Below are 17,590 nucleotides of genomic sequence, written 5' to 3' on the forward strand. Positions count from 1 at the left end.
ACTCGTACGCCACCCACACCCACGGTGAGGCAGAATCGACAAACGATGAGCACCTACCGCGACCTCACCGCCCCCATCGGCTCCCGCCGGGCCCCCGTGCTCCGCACGGTCGGCACCAGGGAACGCCGTTCCCACCTGACCGCACCCCGTGTGCCGACGGTGGGTATCGACATCGGCGGCACCAAGGTCATGGCGGGCGTCGTGGACGCCGACGGCAACATCCTGGAGAAGCTCCGCGCGGAGACCCCGGACAAGTCCAAGAGCCCCAAGGTCGTCGAGGACACCATCGTCGAACTGGTCCTGGACCTGTCCGACCGGCATGACGTGCACGCGGTCGGCATCGGCGCGGCCGGCTGGGTCGACGCCGACCGCAACCGCGTCCTGTTCGCCCCCCACCTGTCCTGGCGCAACGAACCGCTGCGCGACCGCCTGAGCGGTCGCCTGTCCGTGCCGGTCCTCGTCGACAACGACGCCAACACCGCCGCCTGGGCGGAGTGGCGCTTCGGCGCGGGGCGCGGCGAGGACCACCTCGTCATGATCACGCTCGGCACCGGCATCGGCGGCGCCATCCTGGAGGACGGCCAGGTCAAGCGCGGCAAGTACGGCGTGGCCGGTGAGTTCGGCCATATGCAGGTCGTACCCGGCGGCCACCGCTGCCCGTGCGGCAACCGCGGCTGCTGGGAGCAGTACAGCTCCGGCAACGCGCTCGTCCGCGAGGCCAAGGAGCTGGCCGCGGCCGACTCCCCGGTGGCCTACGGCATCATCGAGCACGTCAAGGGCCAGATCGGCGACATCACCGGCCCGATGATCACCGAGCTGGCCCGCGAGGGCGACGCGATGTGCATCGAGCTGCTCCAGGACATCGGCCAGTGGCTCGGCGTCGGCATCGCCAACCTCGCCGCCGCCCTCGACCCGTCCTGCTTCGTCATCGGCGGCGGTGTCTCGGCCGCCGACGACCTGCTCATCGGCCCGGCCCGGGACGCCTTCAAGCGCCACCTCACCGGCCGCGGCTACCGCCCCGAGGCCCGCATCACCCGCGCCCAGCTCGGCCCCGAGGCCGGCATGGTGGGCGCCGCCGACCTGGCCCGGCTGGTCGCCCGCCGCTTCCGCCGGGCCAAGCGCCGCCGGGTGGAGCGGTACGAGCGGTACGAGCGGTACGCGCAGGCCCGACGCGACCGGGACAGCGCATGACCGCCTCCCTGCCCCGCCAGGCCGCCCCGCCGGACGAGCCGCGCCGCCGCCCCGCCGAGGACCCCCGGCACAAGGCCAGGCGCCGCGCGCTCACCCTGCTGATCATCGGGCTGCTGATCGGCGTCCCGGCCGGCTACCTCGTGATCTCCGCCAACCAGAGCCGCAACAGCGGCAAGGACAAGGAGGCCAAGTACTCGGCGACGGGCCTGACCCCGGGCTCGCCGTCGAAGGTGCAGTGCCGCCTCTACCAGGTGACCGTCCCGCACCCGGCCGACCCCATCGCCTCCTACGAGACGAACAACTGGAAGACCAGCCGCCTGTACGTGCAGTTCCGCACCAACGCCGCCGGCCTGGACACCTTCCTGCAGAGCATGGGCGCACGCCGGGACGAGCTGAAGAAGGACGACATCGCCATCGGCGCCCGGGACCAGAGGGTCAGCGGCTGGCACTTCACCGGCCCGGGGACCTGGTGGGGACTGACCCACCAGCAGAAGAACCCGGCGCCGACCCAGGACGTGGTCGTGAACCTGTCCGACCCGCAGAATCCCACGGTCTACGTCGTCTCCCGCACGGTCCCCTGACCACGAGGCACCGGCCGGTCCCGGGGCCGATTGTCAGACCCCGCCCGTAGAGTCGAAGACGTCTGATCCGACGCACGGGCGGGAGGTGGCAGAACGTATGAGCGCAGGCACGGCCGCGGTGGCCGAGCGCACGGCAGGCTCCGGGCAGGCCGGGGACCGGATCCCGGTGCGACTGGCGTGCGTGTACCTCCCGGCGCCCCTCCCGCGCGAGGGCCGCATCGCCTTCTGGGACCCCGACGGCGCGTCCGTCGAGGGCGACACCGCCGAGCTCACGGTCGTACGACGGCACGGTGCCGGGGTGCGCCGCCGGCAGGTGCCCGCGCTGACCCTCCCGCTCGCCGAGGCCCTGCCGGTGCTGGTCCGGGCCCTCCGCGACCCGGCCGCGCATCCGGCCACGGCCTGCTGGGGCGCCGCCGCGCTGCACGCGCTGCGGCTGGTCGCCCGCGGCCGCCTGCTGCCGGGCCTGACCCCGGCCGGCCACGACGCCTGGCGGGCCGGCCCGCTGGAGCCCGCCGACATCGCCCACCTGCGCGCGGTCGCCGCGGCCCTGCCCCCGGAGGGCCACGCCGTGCCGCTGCCGGACCCGGGCCCGCTCCGGCTGCCCGAGCCGGAGGCCCTGATCCGCTCCTTCCTGGACGCGGTCGCCGACACCCTGCCGCGCACCCCGGCCGCCCCCTACGCCTCCGGCCGGCCCTTCGCCGCCCGCGAGCCCGTGGCGCTGCCCCGGCAGGCCCATGAGTGGGCGGCCGAGGTCGCCGCCGGCATGGACGCGGGCGTACGGATCTCGCTCCGCCTGGACCTGTCCGCGTACGAGGTCTTCGACGCCGGCGGCAGTGACCGGGCCGAGGACGCCCCGCAGACGGCCGACCTGAGGAACGCCGGAGCGGCCGTCGTGCAGGTGCACAGCCTCGCCGACCCCACCCTGGTGGCCGACGCGGCGGCCCTGTGGGCGGGGGAGGCCGACACGGCGTTCGGGCCCCGCGCGCGCGTCGACGCCGCGCTCGCCGTGCGGCGCGCGGCCCGCGTGTGGCCACCGCTGGACCGGCTCTGCGGACAGGATGTGCCCGACGTGCTGGCCCTGTCCGAGGAGGAACTGGGCGAGCTGCTCGGCGTGGCGGCCTCCCGGCTGGCCGCCGCCGGGGTCGCCGTGCACTGGCCCCGGGACCTCGCCCGGGACCTCACGGCCGCCGCGGTCGTCCGCCCGGCACCCGGCTCGGCGACCGACGGCACCGGCTTCTTCGAGAGCGAGGAACTGCTCCGGTTCCGCTGGCAGTTGGCCCTCGGCGGGGATCCGCTCAGCGAGGCCGAGATGGACGCCCTGGCCGAGGCCCACCGCCCCGTCGTACGGCTGCGGGACCGCTGGGTGCTGGTCGACCCCGCTCTCGTGCGCAAGGCCCGCAAGCGCGAACTGGGCCTGCTCGACCCGGTCGACGCGCTGTCCGTCGCGCTCACCGGCACCGCCGACGTCGACGGCGAGACCGTGGAGGCCGTCCCGGTCGGCGCGCTGGCCGCCCTGCGTGACCGCCTCACCGCGGGCCTCGGTCCCGCCGACCCGCCGACGGGCCTCGCCGCCACCCTCCGCGACTACCAACTGCGGGGTCTCGCCTGGCTCGACCTCATGACCTCCCTAGGCCTCGGCGGCTGCCTCGCCGACGACATGGGCCTCGGCAAGACGATCACGCTCATCGCCCTGCACCTGAAGCGCGCCCGCACCGAACCGACCCTGGTGGTGTGCCCCGCGTCCCTCCTGGGCAACTGGCAGCGGGAGATCACCCGTTTCGCACCCGGCGTGCCCGTCCGCCGCTTCCACGGCCAGGGCCGCACCCTGGACGGCGTCGACGGCGGGGTCGTCCTCACCACCTACGGCACCATGCGCTCCACCGCGGCCCGCCTGGCCGAGCAGCCCTGGGGCATGGTCGTCGCCGACGAGGCCCAGCATGTGAAGAACCCCTACTCGGCCACCGCCAAGGCGCTGCGCACCATCCCGGCCCCCGCGCGCGTGGCGCTGACCGGCACCCCCGTGGAGAACAACCTCTCCGAACTGTGGGCCCTGCTCGACTGGACCACCCCCGGACTCCTCGGCCCCCTGAAGTCCTTCCGCGCCCGGCACGCCCGCGCGGTGGAGAACGGCGAGGATGCGGAGGCGGTCGAGCGCCTGGCCCGCCTGGTACGGCCGTTCCTGCTGCGCCGCAAGAAGTCCGACCCCGGCATCGTCCCCGAACTGCCCCCCAAGACCGAGACGGACCACCCGGTGCCGCTCACCCGCGAGCAGGCCGCGCTGTACGAGGCGGTGGTGCGCGAGTCGATGCTGGCCATCGAGACCGCCGAGGGCATCGCCCGCCGGGGCCTGGTCCTGAAGCTGCTGGGTGCCCTGAAGCAGATCTGCGACCACCCGGCGCTGTATCTGAAGGAGGAGACGCACGCCGACCGGCTCGTGGCCCGTTCCGGCAAACTCGCCCTGCTGGACGAGCTGTTGGACACCGTCCTCGCCGAGGACGGCTCGGCGCTCGTCTTCACCCAGTACGTCGGCATGGCCCGCCTCATCGCCGCGCACCTGTCCGCCCGCGCGATCCCCGTGGACCTGCTGCACGGCGGCACCCCGGTCCCGGAGCGCGAGCGCATGGTCGACCGCTTCCAGAGCGGCGAGACCCCGGTCCTGGTGCTCTCCCTGAAGGCCGCCGGCACCGGCCTGAACCTCACCCGCGCGGGCCATGTCGTCCACTTCGACCGCTGGTGGAACCCGGCGGTCGAGGAACAGGCCACCGACCGTGCGTACCGGATCGGCCAGACCCAGCCGGTCCAGGTGCACCGCCTGGTCACCGAGGGCACCGTCGAGGATCGCATCGCCGAGATGCTCACCGCCAAGCGTGCCCTGGCCGACGCCGTCCTGGGCTCCGGCGAGGCGGCCCTCACCGAACTGACCGACCGCGAGCTGTCCGACCTCGTCTCACTGCGGAGGCCGTCGTGACGGACGGGCAACAGCGCCCCGGCGACGCCGCCCGCCGGGCCCTGCGGGAGGCACGGCAGCGGGCGGAGACCGGACGGGCCGGGTCCGGACCGTCCGGGTCCGAACAGGCTCGGTCCGCGCGCGGCGGGTCCGCACAGGCCGGGCCCGAGCGGACGGAAGCAGGGCGGGGGGAGACCGCGGAGGACCAGGCGTCGTCCGGGCGCGCGGTCGACCGGGCCGGCGCCGCGGGGGCGGTGTCCGGGCGCGCGGTCGGCCCGGCCGGCACCCCGGAGCAGAGGCCCGCGGACGTCGCGCGGGCCGCCCTCCGCTCGGCCATGTCGGCCGCACCCGCCCGGTCCGGCAGGGACGGCATGCCGGGCGAGACGGGCGACTTCCCCGCACCCGGTGCCGGCGGAACGGCAGGGGCTCCGGAGCAGTCCGCTGACGGGGAGCAGTCCGCTGACGGGGAGCAGTCCGCTGACGGAGGCGGAGCCCGTGCCATGGCGCGCTCCGAAGACGCGGGCACCCCGGCGGTACCCGGACCCGCCCGTGCGGAACGCCTTGCGGGGCGCCCCGCAGACCTGGCCAGGGAGGCCCTCCGGTCGGCCCGCCGGCAGGCGCTGCGCGCCGAGGCCGAGACGGACGAGGCCATCGCGCGCGGCAACCGGTCGACGGACCCCCGCACCCGACGCGGGCCGCGCGCGACCGGTGACTCCGCCGCGACGGCGCCGCGCCCCGCGACCGCCCCCGGACCGGACTCCCGGGCCGCCCGCCTCAAGGCCGTTCAGGAGATGCGGCACTACCTGGCCAACGCCTTCCGGATGCCGGCATGGTCGGACACCCCGGAGGAGGAGACACCGGACACGGACACCATCGGCACCGCCGACAACACCGGCACCACGGACACCACAGAGCCGCGCTCTGTCACCACCCCTGCGCCCCCGCCCCCGCCCTCGCGCACACCGCAGGCCGCCATCCTCGCCGACCCGGACCACACTTCCGCCGAGCCGGCCTCCGCGTGGGATGCCGAGCCGGGTTCCACGGAGGACGTCGAGCCGGGCGCCACGCCGGAGGAGCCCGCGTCTGCGCACACGCCCGCCGCCACATCCACCCCCGCCACCTCCACTCCCACCACCCCACCCGACGCCACCCCGCGCCGATCCACCCCTGCTGCCGCGGTCCCCCACGTGCCCGCCACCATGGCCACCCCCCACCGCGACACCGAACTCCGCCGCACCTTCCCGCCGTTCGCGCACCGGGAAGCCGGTGCCGAGGGAGCGCCGTTCGCGGCGACCTGGTGGGGCAACGCCTGGGTTGCGGCGCTGGAGCAGGGCGCGCTGGACCCCAAGAGGCTGGCGCGGGGCCGCGGTTACGCCGACCAGGGACACGTCGACGCGATCACCGTGACACCGGGACTCGTGCTGGCCTACGTCCGTGGCAGCCGGCCCCGCCCGTACCGGGTCCAGGTACGGGTCCGCACGCTGGAGGACGCGGACTGGGCGTCGTTCCTGGACGCGGCCGCCGACCGGCCGGGGCACATCGCCGCGCTGCTCGACAAGGAACTGCCCCAGTCCCTCGCCGACTGCGGGGTCCCCCTGCTGCCCGGCCCCGGCGACCTCGTGCCGCGCTGCAGCTGCCCCGACTCCGGGCACCCCTGCAAACACGCGGCCGCGCTCTGCTACCAGACGGCACGGCTGCTCGACGCCGACCCGTTCGTCCTGCTCCTGCTGCGCGGCCGGGGCGAGCGGAGCCTGCTCGACGCGCTGTCCCGGCGCAGTGCCGCCCGCGCGGCCCGCGCCGCCCAGGAGCGGCAGCCGCAGACCCTGCCGGGCGTGCGCGCCGCCGACGCCCTCGCCCCGCGTGAACTCCCGCCGCTGCCGCCGCCGTTGCCGGCGCCCCCGCACCCCGAGCAGCCCCCGGTCTATCCGGCGGCCCCTGGCGGCCCCGACCCCTTCGCGCTGGACCAGCTCGCGACCGAGGCCGCCGCCCGCGCCCACGCGCTGCTCGGCACCGGACGCGACCCGGTGGGCGAACTGACGCTGTGGCAGGACGCGGTACGCCTGGCCGCAGCCCGCCCCGGCTCCGGCCTCACGGCCACCACCCGCACCCTTTACGCCACGCTCGCCACGGCGGCCGGCCGCACCCCGGCCGACCTCGCACGGGCCGTCGCCGCCTGGCGCCAGGGCGGCGCCGCCGGGCTGGCCGTCTTGGAGGAGCCCTGGGACCCGCCGGCCGGCCGCTTCGACCGGGCCCGCCCGCTGCTGCTGGCCGCCGACCTGCCGGCGTTCCGCCCCTGGCGCAACCGCCTCACCCATCCGCGCGGCCATGTCCAGCTCCGCCTCGGCCGCGACGGCCTGTGGTACGCCTATGAGTCGGAGCCGGGCCAGGACGACTGGTGGCCCCGGGGCACGCCCGACCTGGACCCGGTCGGCGCGCTGACCGGCCTCGGCACACCGGACGAAGTCTGACCGCCGCCACGCGCGAAGGCCGCCACCACGCGCGAAGGCCGGTGCCGGCAGCGGTTGTCGCTGCCGGCACCGGCCTTGTGGTGCTGGGGTGCGTCGGCTCAGTACGCGGAGTGCACGTTGTCGATGGAGCCGTAGCGGTGGGCCGCGTAGTTGGCGGCCGCGGTGATGTTGGCCACCGGGTCGGTGACGCTCTTGGCGGTACCGGCGACGTGGTAGGCGTTGAAGGTCGGGTCGATGACCTGGAGCAGGCCCTTGGAGGGGGTGCCCTGCTTGGCGTTCACGTCCCAGTTGTTCTGGGCGTTGGGGTTGCCGCCGGACTCGCGCATGATGTTGCGCTTGAGGCCCTCGTAGCTGCCGGGGATGCCCTTGGCCTTCATGATCTGCAGGGACTGCTTGATCCAGGCGTCGAGGTTGCCGGTGGAACCGGCCTTGGCCTGGGAGGCGGCGCTGCTGCCCTTCGAGGAGGCCGTGACCACCGAGTGGGCCGGCACCTTCGCTTCGGCGGCCTGTGCGTTCGCGGGCATCAGAGTGAGGGCGACGGCCGCGGCGCCGGTGGTGGTGATGCCAGTAAGGGCGAGGGTGCGCAGGCGGGCGATGCGGGTGCGGGTCGTCATGGTCATACGGAAGTAACTCTCCAGGGGAGGACGTGGTCGATGCCGGCCGCAGTCGGTCGCGGTGGCGTGGGGCGGAGCCCCGTGCTGCCGTCGGGAGCGGACGGATCCGGCGGAGTCCCGCTCGGTCCGGCCGGTGGTTCCCGGCGACGACAGCAATGTTTATCGGCGGGGTGAGCACGGCGCAATGATGTGACGTACTACCCATCTACGGAGGAATGTCCGAAATGCATCGCTATGGCGATGTCTGTGCAGTTCAGGCGGGTGTGGGGTCTACGACCGGGGCTAGGATGTGATCTGGCTCCTATGGGTGGCATCACACGCACGACCCCGCTGACAGGGGCTCGGCGCCGCCTCGCGAGGGGTGAACCCGCGTCCGCCGAGGGACGCATCGGGCCGGTCCCGGGTGAGCGGCGGTGTTCATGTGGGGCCGGTGTGGTGGGCCGGGGTCATGCCGGTCCAGCACGACGCGCGCGGCCACTGCTACCTGGCCGGGGTGGCCCCGACGGCGGGGCGGCCGGCCGGGATCTGCCGGAGGCCGGCCGGATGCCGGCCCGGCTGCTCGCGGCATGCGGCATCGGTCGCGTCCTCTTCGGCGTGACGGGCGGGACCGGATGGCCGGCCATGCCGTGGCGACCTGTTCCGTGAGCGGGGACCCATGTGACACGGCCGACCCCCGCCGGGATCTACACTCAGTTGGTAGCCGCAAGCAACGGATCGTGAGTGACGGCCGTCCCGCGCGTCCGCTGCGGCTCGACGAACGACTGGTCGACCTCACGTACACAGGCCTCGGAGCCGGGCTGGGCCCGGGCGGCGGGGCAAGGCAAGGAGATCCGCACGCATGACCACGTCCGCATCCCCGGCCCGTGGGGACACCGGAGCGATATCCGCGTCGGCGCCGGCCGGCAGGCTGACGCACCGGCAGATCATGACCATCCTCAGCGGCCTGATGCTGGGGATGTTCCTCGCGGCGCTCGACCAGACCATCGTCAGCACCTCGATCCGCACGATCGCCGACGATCTGCACGGACTCAGCGCACAGGCGTGGGTCACCACCGCGTACCTGATCACCTCCACCATCAGCACACCGCTGTACGGCAAGCTGTCCGACCTCTACGGCCGCAAACCCTTCTTCCTGGCGGCCATCACCATCTTCATCGCGGGTTCGGCGGCCTGTTCGTTCGCCACCTCGATGACCGAGCTGTCCGCCTTCCGGGCCTTCCAGGGCATCGGCGCGGGCGGTCTCATGTCGCTGGCTCTGGCGATCATCGGTGACATCGTGCCGCCCCGCGAGCGGGCCCGGTACCAGGGCTACATGCTCGCCATGTTCGGCTCCTCCAGCGTGCTCGGCCCGCTGATCGGCGGCTTCCTCGCGGGCCGGAGCAGCATCCTGTCCATCGCCGGCTGGCGCTGGGTCTTCCTGGTCAACGTGCCGGTCGGCATCGTCGCGCTGTTCGTCGTCGCCAAGGTGCTGAACCTCCCGCACACCCGGCGCGAGCACCGCATCGACTGGTGGGGCGCGCTCACCATCGCGATCGGCGTGGTGCCGCTGCTGCTCGTGGCCGAGCAGGGCCAGAGCTGGGGCTGGACCTCCACGAAGGCCTGCGTCTGCTACGGCGTCGGCGCGGTCGGCCTGGTGGTGTGGGTCCTCGTCGAACGGGTCATGGGCGAGGAGGCCCTGATCCCGATGAGGCTGTTCCGCAGCGCGGTGTTCAGCAAGATGAGCCTGCTGTCCGTGCTCGTCGGCATGGGCATGTTCGGCGGGATGATGATGGTCCCGCTGTACCTGCAGATCGTGAAGGGCGTCAGCCCCACCAGGTCCGGTCTGCTGATGCTGCCGCTGATGGTCGGGATGATCGCCGGGACGATCGTGGTCGGCCGCATCATCCAGAAGACCGGCAAGTACAAGGTCTTCCCGGTCATCGGAACCCTGCTGATCATCGCGGCGATGCTGCTGTTCCACTACCGGGTGCAGTGGAACACGGCGCTGCCGGAGACGATGGCCTACATGGCGCTGTTCGGCATCGGCCTCAGCGGATGCATGCAGATCCTGACCCTGGCCGTGCAGAACGCCGTCGAGCCCAAGGACATGGGCGTGGCGACCGCGTCGGCCACCTTCTTCCGCCAGATGGGCGGCACCGCCGGCACCGCGGTCTTCCTGTCCGTGCTGTTCAGCACCGTCGGCGACAAGATCGGCTCGGCCTTCCGGGCCGCGTACGCGACGCCCGCCTTCCAGGCCGCGCTGCACGACCCCGCCGTACGCCACAACCCCGCGAACGCGCCGGTGCTCGAGATGTTCAAGCACCCCGGGGCGAGCGGTGGCAGCGGCTCGGGCGTGCTCGACGACTCCTCGTTCATCCAGCGCCTCGACCCGCGCCTGGCCCAGCCGTTCAAGGAGGGCTTCACCGACTCGATGCAGCTGGTGTTCCTCATTGCGGCGGCCGTGATGGTCCTGGGCTTCCTGGTCGCGGTGTGGACCAAGGAGGTGCCGCTGCGCAAGGTCTCCGGACTGGAGGCACAGGCCGCCGAGGGGAACGCCGGCCCCGCGCCGGAGCCGGCCGCGACCACGGCCGCCGGGCCCGCTGCGCCCACGGTCACCGAGCCGGCCGCCACGGAGAGCACCCCTGCCGAGGCCGGCCCCGCGGGGACGCAGCCCGTCGCCGCGCCCGCCGATCGGTTCGAACCCGTTCCCGGCGCCCCGTCGTACGGCGTCCGGGGCCGGGTGCTGGACGGCACGGGCGCGCCGGTGCCGCAGGCCGTGATCACCTTGATCGACGTGAACGGACGGCAGCTCGGCCGCGCCGTCAGCGGCGCGGACGGGGCTTATGCGATGTCCGTCACCGGCCCCGGCACCTATGTGCTGATCGGCGCCGCCGGTGCCCGGCAGCCGCAGGCCGTCACGGTGCTCGTCGGCGAGGAGCCGGTCGTCTGCGACCTCGCGCTGAGCGGCACCGTCGCCCTCACCGGGACGGTCCGGGACGCCGTCGAGGGTCGCCCGCTGCCGGGAGCCCTGCTGGTCGCCACCGATGTGCGCGGCGAGGTGGTGTCCTCCGCGACCTCGGCCGCCGACGGCGGCTTCGAGCTCGCCGATCTGGTCCCCGGCAGCTACACCCTGGTGGTGAACGCGCCCGGACACCGCCCGGCCGCCCTCCCGGTCGACGTCACCCCGGGGGCCGCGGAAGCCTGCGAGATCCGCCTCGAACCCGGCGCCCGGCTCCACGGTGTCGTCAGCACCGCGACCGGCCGGCCGCTCGACGATGCCAAGGTCACCCTGCTGGACTCGGCCGGGAACGTGGTCGGCACCACGATCACCGGCTCGGACGGCGCCTACGGGTTCACCGACCTCGACGGCGGCGAGTACACCGTCATCGCCAGCGGCTACGCCCCCGTCGCCGCGCCGGTGCGCCTGGACGCCGCCGGAGTCACCGACTTCGACCTCGAGCTGTCGCACAAGGACGAGCCCCGGTAGCCCTCCCCGATGCGCGAACGGGCCGCGTGAGGGGCTCCGGCGGTACGCCGATGCGTGAACCGCCCGCCCCCGGCGGCCCGTTCGTGCCTCGGGGCGTTCGCTCTCAGCGCTTCCGCCGACGTCCGCCCCGGCCGGCAGGCGCTCGGCCAGTGGCCGGCGCGCCCGCTGTGGCCGTGTCCGTCTGTGGACCCGGCCGGTCTGCCGAGACGACCAGGGCGGCCAGGAGCGTGGTGACCGGGACCGAGGCGACCAGGCCGATCGAGCCCACCAGCGTGCGCACGATCTCTTCGGCGACCAGCTCGCTGTTGGCGACCGTGGCCACGCCGCTCTGGGCGATGGAGAAGAGGAGCAGGAGAGGCAACGCGGCGCCGGCGTAGGCCAGGACGAGGGTGTTGACGACAGAGGCGATGTGGTCGCGGCCGATGCGGATGCCTGCCCGGTACAGTCCGCGCCAGCCCATCGCGGGGTTGGCGTCGTGCAGTTCCCAGACGGCTGATGTCTGCGTCACGGTGACGTCGTCGAGGACGCCGAGCGAGCCGATGATGACGCCCGCGAGCAGCAGACCGCTCATGTCGAGCTTCGGATACAGCCCGTGGATCAGGCCGGTGCTGTCGTCGGTGTTGCCGGTGAGGGCGGCCCAGCCGATGAACGCCGAGCCCAGGATGCCGATCAGTGCCAGCGAGAGCAAGGTGCCGAGCACGGCCACCGAGGTGCGGGCCGACAGGCCGTGGCACATGTACAGGGCTATCAGCATGATGGCGCTGGAGCCGATCACCGCCACGAGCAGCGGGTTCGAGCCCTGCAGGACCGCCGGCAGGACGAAGAAGTTCAGCACCAGGAAGCTGATGGCCAGCGCGACCAGTGCCATCACGCCGCGCAGCCGGCCCACGACCACGACGGCGAGGGCGAAGATGCCGGCCAGCAGGCCCATCGGGAAGCGGCGGTTGACGTCGGCGACCGAGTACTGCAGGTCCTTGGGCGCGGAGGGTTCGTAGGCGGCGACGACCTTCTCGCCCTGGTGCAGCTGCCGTGCCTGGTCGGGCTGCACGATCTCGGTGAAGGTACGGCCCTTGTCCTTGCCGGTGTCGACCCGGATCGTGGCCTTGTGGCAGGTGCCGTTCGCCTCTTGTTGCGCCGAGTTGCCCTCGGCGGTGGAGGTGTCGCCGGTGGGGGTCTCGCCGGAGGCGTTCACCGACTTGCAGCTCACCTCGACGACTTCGGTGACCGTCGCCTGCTGGGTCTGCTGGTCGAAGCCGACACCGGTGCGTTTGTGCGGCGGGGCTCCGCCCGGCCACAGCACCACGAGCCCCACCACGACCGCGGCGGTGAAGGGGATCAGGATCGCCGCGATGACCTTGCGCAGGTGCCGGGAGACCGGCGCCGCGGGCCCGTGGCTGTGACTGTGGCCGTGCGAGGGGCCGTGTCCGTGACCGCCGGCTCCCGGTTCGGGGCTGTGACCGGAGCCGTGTTCGGCGGCGGTCGCTGGTGCGTGCCCGTGGCCGGTCGCCTGAGAGAGGGGGAGGTGGCCTGCGCCGGCATCGGGTCCGTAGCCGGGGTGAGGTATCGACTCAGGAGGATGCCCGTACCCGTACCCGTAGTCGTGGCCGTACCCGCTCGTGCGACCACCTCTGGGCCGGGGCGGGTCACCGACCCGGTTCCAGTCTCCGGCACTCTGCCGGTCAGCGGTTCCCATGCCGTCTCCCTCGCGGTTGTCCGTGCCCCCTCCGGAGCCGGTCCTGCGCGACGGCTCTGAGGAAGAGTACGGGAACGGCTGTGGCGTGGACTCAGCCCGGGCATCGCCAGAAGACCGAGCGTTGTGCTTACCATGTCTGGATCATGAACCTCTTCACCAGCAGCACCTCCCGAATTCCCGGCCCATGTCGATAATGACCTTGTGCGCTCGCTAGCCAGGAAATCCGTCCTGCCCCTGACACTGGTCATCGTCGGGGCAGCCGCAGTGGTGGGCGACGCCGCAGAGGCAACCCATACGGCCAGAGGCAGCTGGCGCAGCGGTTTCGGCAAGTCCGGCGAGCGGGGCCAGTCCCCGCAGGACCAGGACCAGGACCTCTCCGCGACGGCTCCGGCCGAGGACGGCCACGCGTACACCCCCCGCAGGACCGAGGAGAACGCCCGGATCGGCGCGGTCTTCGAGAAGGACGACCAGGGCGCCCATTTCTGCACGGCGAGCGTGGTGCGGAGTCCGGGCCGGAACATGCTGATCACCGCGGCCCACTGCGCCTTCGACGCGGACTCCGGACAACCACTGAACGACCTGGTCTTCGCCCCCGGCTACCGCAACGGCAACGAACCCACCGGCTTGTGGAAGGTCAGCAAGGTGGTCGTAGACGACCGCTGGGCCAAGTCGCAGGACGAGGACCTCGACTTCGCCTTCCTCGTCCTCGACCAGAAGGACGGCAAGAACATCCAGGACGTCCTGGGCGGCAACGTGCTCGGCACAAACCGCGGCTTCGACAACAAGGTCAAGATCACCGGCTATCCCACCAGCCGCGACACCCCGATCTCATGCCAGAACCGCACCACGAAGTTCAGCGAGTACCAGTTGCGCATCCAGTGCACCAACCTCGAGGACGGGACCAGCGGCAGCCCCTGGCTCGCCGACTACGACCCCAAGAGCCACACCGGCACGGTCATCGGCGTCCTGGGCGGGCATGAGGGCGGCGGCGACCAGGACGATGTGTCCTACGCCGCGTACTTCGACGACGACATCGCCAAACTCTACCGACGTGCCCAGGACGAGGACTGACGGTTCGCCCTGACCGGTGGGTATGCGCTCCGCCGGGCGATCAGCGGCCGGAGCGCGTCTACACCTCGATGTGGGAGCCCATGATGACGGTGCGGTCGCGGGGGAGGCCGAAGTACTCGGCGGCGTCGGCCGTGATGTAGGACGTGGCGATGAACAGCCGCTTGCGCCAGGGCGCCATCGTCGGTGTCTTGCCGCGTCTCAGGTCGATCTTCGACAGGAAGTAGGACGCCTGATCGAGGTCCAACGGCCCTTCGGTCTGGGCCGGGGTGAGCAGGGCCAGGGTGCCAGGCACGTCCGGTGTCTCCATGTAGCCGAACCGGGCGGTGACGTGGATGATCCCGTCGTCGGCGTAGCCGAGGTCATCGACGGTGATCCGCTGGTCGGCCGGGACGCGGGGCACGGGCTCGGTCTCCAGGGACAGGATCACGACCTGGTCGTGGCGTACGTGGTTGTGCTCGACGTTGGCTCGCATGGCCAGGGGCGCGGTCTGCTTGCCCCGGTTGAGGAAGACGGCCGTGCCCGGGATCCGGCGAGTCGGCACCTTCCCTGTGCGGAGGTCGTCGACGAACTCGGGCAGCGGGCCTTCGAGCCGTGCTCGTTCGGCAGTGACGATCTCCCGGCCGCGTTGCCAGGTCGTCATGACGGTGAACGCGGTGACGCCGATCAGCAGTGGCAGCCACGCGCCGTGGACGAGTTTGGTCATGTTGGCCGCCACGAACAGCAGGTCCACGAAGAGGAGGACGGTGGCGCCGGTGGCGACCAGCCACCTGGGCGTGCCCCATTTCGCGCGGGCGACGTAGAAGAACAGCAGGGTGGAGATGGTGATGGTGCCGGTGACCGCCATGCCGAACGCGAAGGCCAGGGCCGCGGAGCTGCGGAAGGCGAAGACCAGGGTGAGGACCGAGACCATCAGCAGCCAGTTGATCCAGGGCACGTAGATCTGGCCGATGGTGGATTCGGAGGTGTGCGCGATGCGCAGCCTCGGCAGGTAGCCGAGCTGGGCGGCCTGGGAGGTGACCGAGTACGCGCCGGTGATCACGGCCTGCGAGGCGATCACCGTGGCCGCCGTGGCCAGCACGACCATCGGCAGCCGTCCCCAGCCGGGCGTGAGCAGGAAGAACGGACTGCTGATGTTGTGCGGACCGGCGAGGATCAGCGCGCCCTGCCCGAAATAGCTCAGGATGCAGGCGGGGAAGACGAGGAACAGCCAGGCCCGGGTGATCGCCCGGCGGCCGAAGTGCCCCATGTCGGCGTACAGCGCCTCGGCGCCGGTGACCGCCAGCACGACCGCGGCCAGGGCGAAGAAGGCGGTGCCGAAGTGGCCGAAGAGGAAGCCCAGGGCGTACGTCGGTGACAGTGCCCTGAGGATGGCCGGGTGGTCGGCGATGCCGGCGACACCGCAGGCGCCGATGGCGACGAACCAGGCGATCATGACGGGGCCGAACACCCGGCCCACGGCCGCTGTTCCCCTGCGCTGGACGAGGAACAGCAGCACGATGATGACTGCGGTGATGGGCACGACCGCGCTCTCCAGCGAGGGCTGGACGACCTTGAGTCCCTCGACCGCGGACAGCACCGAGATCGCCGGGGTGATCATGCTGTCACCGAAGAACAGGGACGCGCCGAAGATGCCCAGCGCGGCCAGTACGGCGGCGGTCCGTCCGGCCGGCCGCGAGGTGTATCGCCGTACCAGGGTGATCAGTGCCATGATGCCGCCCTCGCCGTCGTTGTCGGCGCGCATCGCCAGCAGCACATAGGTGACCAGGACGATGATCACCACCGACCAGAACACCAGCGACACCACCCCGTACACGTTCTGTGTGGTGACCGGGACGGGGTGCGGGTCGCTTGGGTTGAACACGGTCTGGAGGGTGTAGATCGGGCTGGTCCCGATGTCGCCGAAGACCACCCCCAGGGCGCCGATCACCAGTGCGAGACGTGCCGTGTCGTGAGCGCTCACGCGACGAGCCTCCGGCGCCTGCGACGGGAACCCCTCGTCCGGTGCGGCACCCTGTCGGTGATCGGCCATCTGGTCCTCCTCCTTGCGGGCCGCTGTGCGGAGGGCCCGGCGCGTCGGACGATACCGATCATCAGCGCGAACACCGGTAGGTGGGGCCGGGTCGCATCGACTCAAGGGTGTCTGCGTGCTGTGGGCCACCACGGCGGCTCGAGGTCTGGTGGTCGCATGACCGGGCCGTGCTCTCGCCTGAGGTCAGGACAGCCCCGACGCCCGGAGCACCGCCTGCGCCGTCTCCTCGTCGATGTGGTGGCCGAGCCGTTCGAGGACCTCCGCTCCCTGTCGCAGCGTGCCGCGCTCCAGCGAGCGGTGGACGCCCGTTTCGAGTTCGTGCCACAGCAGGGGGTTGGCGGTGAGGACGCGTGGGTCGAGTTCCAGGCGGTGGCCGTGGACGTCACGTAGGACGAGGTGTGAGGAGGGGCCGCCGTACTGGCGTACGGCTGCCAGTGCGTCCGTGCGGACCATCTGCCGACGCCAAGGTGTGCGGACCGCGAGCCAGCCGGGCCCCGCGGTCACCCGGTGGGGAAGCAGGACGGTGCCCACCGCGGCCGAGAGGGTGATCCAGAGCAGGGCGCGCAGCGGAGTCAGGCTTCCGGCGTCCCAGTCGACCAGAAGGCTCAGGGCGCAGAACAGCAGCGCGCAGCTCAGCGCGAGCCGGGCGCTGCCACGCCAGTGGCGGTCGCCGGCCGAGCCTGCCGGTCCGCTCCGTCGCATGACGCCGACGCTAGGCGGCCGTGCGGGATGCGACGACCGCCGCTTACGGGCTCCTAGCGCCGAACGGGCGAATCCTGACGGATTCCTAACGCGGGCGGCGGACGGGCCCGGTTCTCAGCCGGTGTGTACGCGGGGGCGTCGGGCGCGGTCCGGTTCCGCCTCGCGCAGTACCTCGCGGGTGACCGGGGCGACCTCGCCCTGGCCGAAGAGGAAGAAGCGCAGGAAGTTGGCGAAGGGGCCGCCCTCGGTCCACTCGAAGTAGATGTGGGGGGTGCAGCCCGTCATGTCCCGGGCGTGCAGGAGAAGGGCCGCCAGGGCGTTGGAGATGGAGGCGGACTCCAAGGTCAGCACCCGGTAGCGGTTGTGCAGGACCTCGCCTCGCACGGTCAGGCCCGCCTCGAACTCGGACGGGTCGGTGACGGTGACCTCGACGAAGACGAAGTCCTCCTGCTCGGGCATGTCGTTGTCGGCGCGGATCTGCTCGATCTTGTCGCGGTACTGGGCCTTGTCGCGGTGCCCGGGTTCGTTGGCGATGAACCGCATCTTGCGGCTGGCCATGTCCCGGATGAATCGTTCCGCCATCGGGTCGAGCGTCACGCTGGTCACGCGCAGCTCGAAGGCGCGGGCGAGGCGGGACAGCAGTGAGACCAGGATGATGCCGGCGATGAAGCAGGCACCGATCTTCACACCGTCGGGGCGCTCGATGACGTTCACGACCGTGGTGTAGAGGAATACCGCGGAGATCACGCCGAAGCCGATGGTCCACTTGCGCTGCCCGGCCTTGCGCGCGGCGATGGTCACCGCGATCGCGGCCGAGCTGATGAGCAC

General features: G+C 72.4%; 10 protein-coding genes and 1 pseudogene. 6 read left to right on the forward strand and 5 right to left on the reverse strand.

The features are described 5' to 3' along the window. The first annotated feature begins 45 nt into the window (after window positions 1–45). From ACWC2T_RS10650 to ACWC2T_RS10665, 4 genes are all read left to right on the forward strand, one after another. Window positions 46–1,191: an ROK family glucokinase gene (locus ACWC2T_RS10650; protein WP_450670000.1), complete on the forward strand. Its 1,146-nt coding sequence runs from the start codon at window positions 46–48 to the stop codon at window positions 1,189–1,191. Beyond that, complete coding sequence (locus ACWC2T_RS10655) at window positions 1,188–1,772, forward strand: sugar kinase (RefSeq protein WP_450670001.1); 585 nt, start codon at window positions 1,188–1,190, stop codon at window positions 1,770–1,772. The genes ACWC2T_RS10650 and ACWC2T_RS10655 overlap by 4 nt, the downstream gene beginning before the upstream one ends. 97 nt (window positions 1,773–1,869) lie before the next feature. Then, window positions 1,870–4,740 (forward strand): SNF2-related protein, encoded by a 2,871-nt coding sequence (locus ACWC2T_RS10660; RefSeq protein ID WP_450670002.1) that lies wholly within the window; start codon window positions 1,870–1,872, stop codon window positions 4,738–4,740. Beyond that, the gene (locus ACWC2T_RS10665) at window positions 4,737–7,187 is read left to right on the forward strand and encodes an SWIM zinc finger family protein (protein WP_450670003.1); all 2,451 of its coding nucleotides are present in this window, start codon (window positions 4,737–4,739) and stop codon (window positions 7,185–7,187) included. The genes ACWC2T_RS10660 and ACWC2T_RS10665 overlap by 4 nt, the downstream gene beginning before the upstream one ends. Before the next feature lie 98 nt (window positions 7,188–7,285). Here the strand turns inward: ACWC2T_RS10665 and ACWC2T_RS10670 are convergent, their stop codons facing one another. Next, window positions 7,286–7,801, reverse strand: coding sequence for a transglycosylase SLT domain-containing protein (locus ACWC2T_RS10670; RefSeq protein ID WP_450670004.1), 516 nt, complete (start codon window positions 7,799–7,801; stop codon window positions 7,286–7,288). An 838-nt stretch (window positions 7,802–8,639) separates the two neighbouring features. Between ACWC2T_RS10670 and ACWC2T_RS10675 the strand changes: the two genes are divergently transcribed. Further along, a complete protein-coding gene (locus ACWC2T_RS10675; RefSeq protein WP_450670005.1) occupies window positions 8,640–11,267 on the forward strand; it encodes a DHA2 family efflux MFS transporter permease subunit in 2,628 nt (875 codons plus the stop codon). A 103-nt stretch (window positions 11,268–11,370) separates the two neighbouring features. On the opposite strand, the gene ACWC2T_RS10680 is transcribed toward ACWC2T_RS10675, so the two are convergent. Then, window positions 11,371–12,960, reverse strand: coding sequence for a YibE/F family protein (locus tag ACWC2T_RS10680; RefSeq protein WP_450670006.1), 1,590 nt, complete (start codon window positions 12,958–12,960; stop codon window positions 11,371–11,373). 201 nt (window positions 12,961–13,161) lie between these two features. On the opposite strand from ACWC2T_RS10680, the gene ACWC2T_RS10685 reads away from it, so the two are divergent. After that, window positions 13,162–14,031, forward strand: coding sequence for a trypsin-like serine peptidase (locus tag ACWC2T_RS10685; protein ID WP_450670007.1), 870 nt, complete (start codon window positions 13,162–13,164; stop codon window positions 14,029–14,031). Window positions 14,032–14,089: 58 nt separating this feature from the next. Here the strand turns inward: ACWC2T_RS10685 and ACWC2T_RS10690 are convergent, their stop codons facing one another. From ACWC2T_RS10690 to ACWC2T_RS10700, 3 genes and pseudogenes are all read right to left on the reverse strand, one after another. Further along, entirely contained in the window at window positions 14,090–15,991 is a 1,902-nt protein-coding gene (locus tag ACWC2T_RS10690; protein WP_450670008.1) for a potassium transporter Kup, read from the reverse strand. A 252-nt stretch (window positions 15,992–16,243) separates the two neighbouring features. Then, a complete protein-coding gene (locus ACWC2T_RS10695) occupies window positions 16,244–16,762 on the reverse strand; it encodes a hypothetical protein (RefSeq protein WP_450670009.1) in 519 nt (172 codons plus the stop codon). Window positions 16,763–16,876: 114 nt separating this feature from the next. After that, window positions 16,877–17,590, reverse strand: a pseudogene (locus ACWC2T_RS10700) (amino acid transporter); the annotation flags it as partial.

Source organism: Streptomyces sp. NPDC001393, assembly GCF_053597455.1.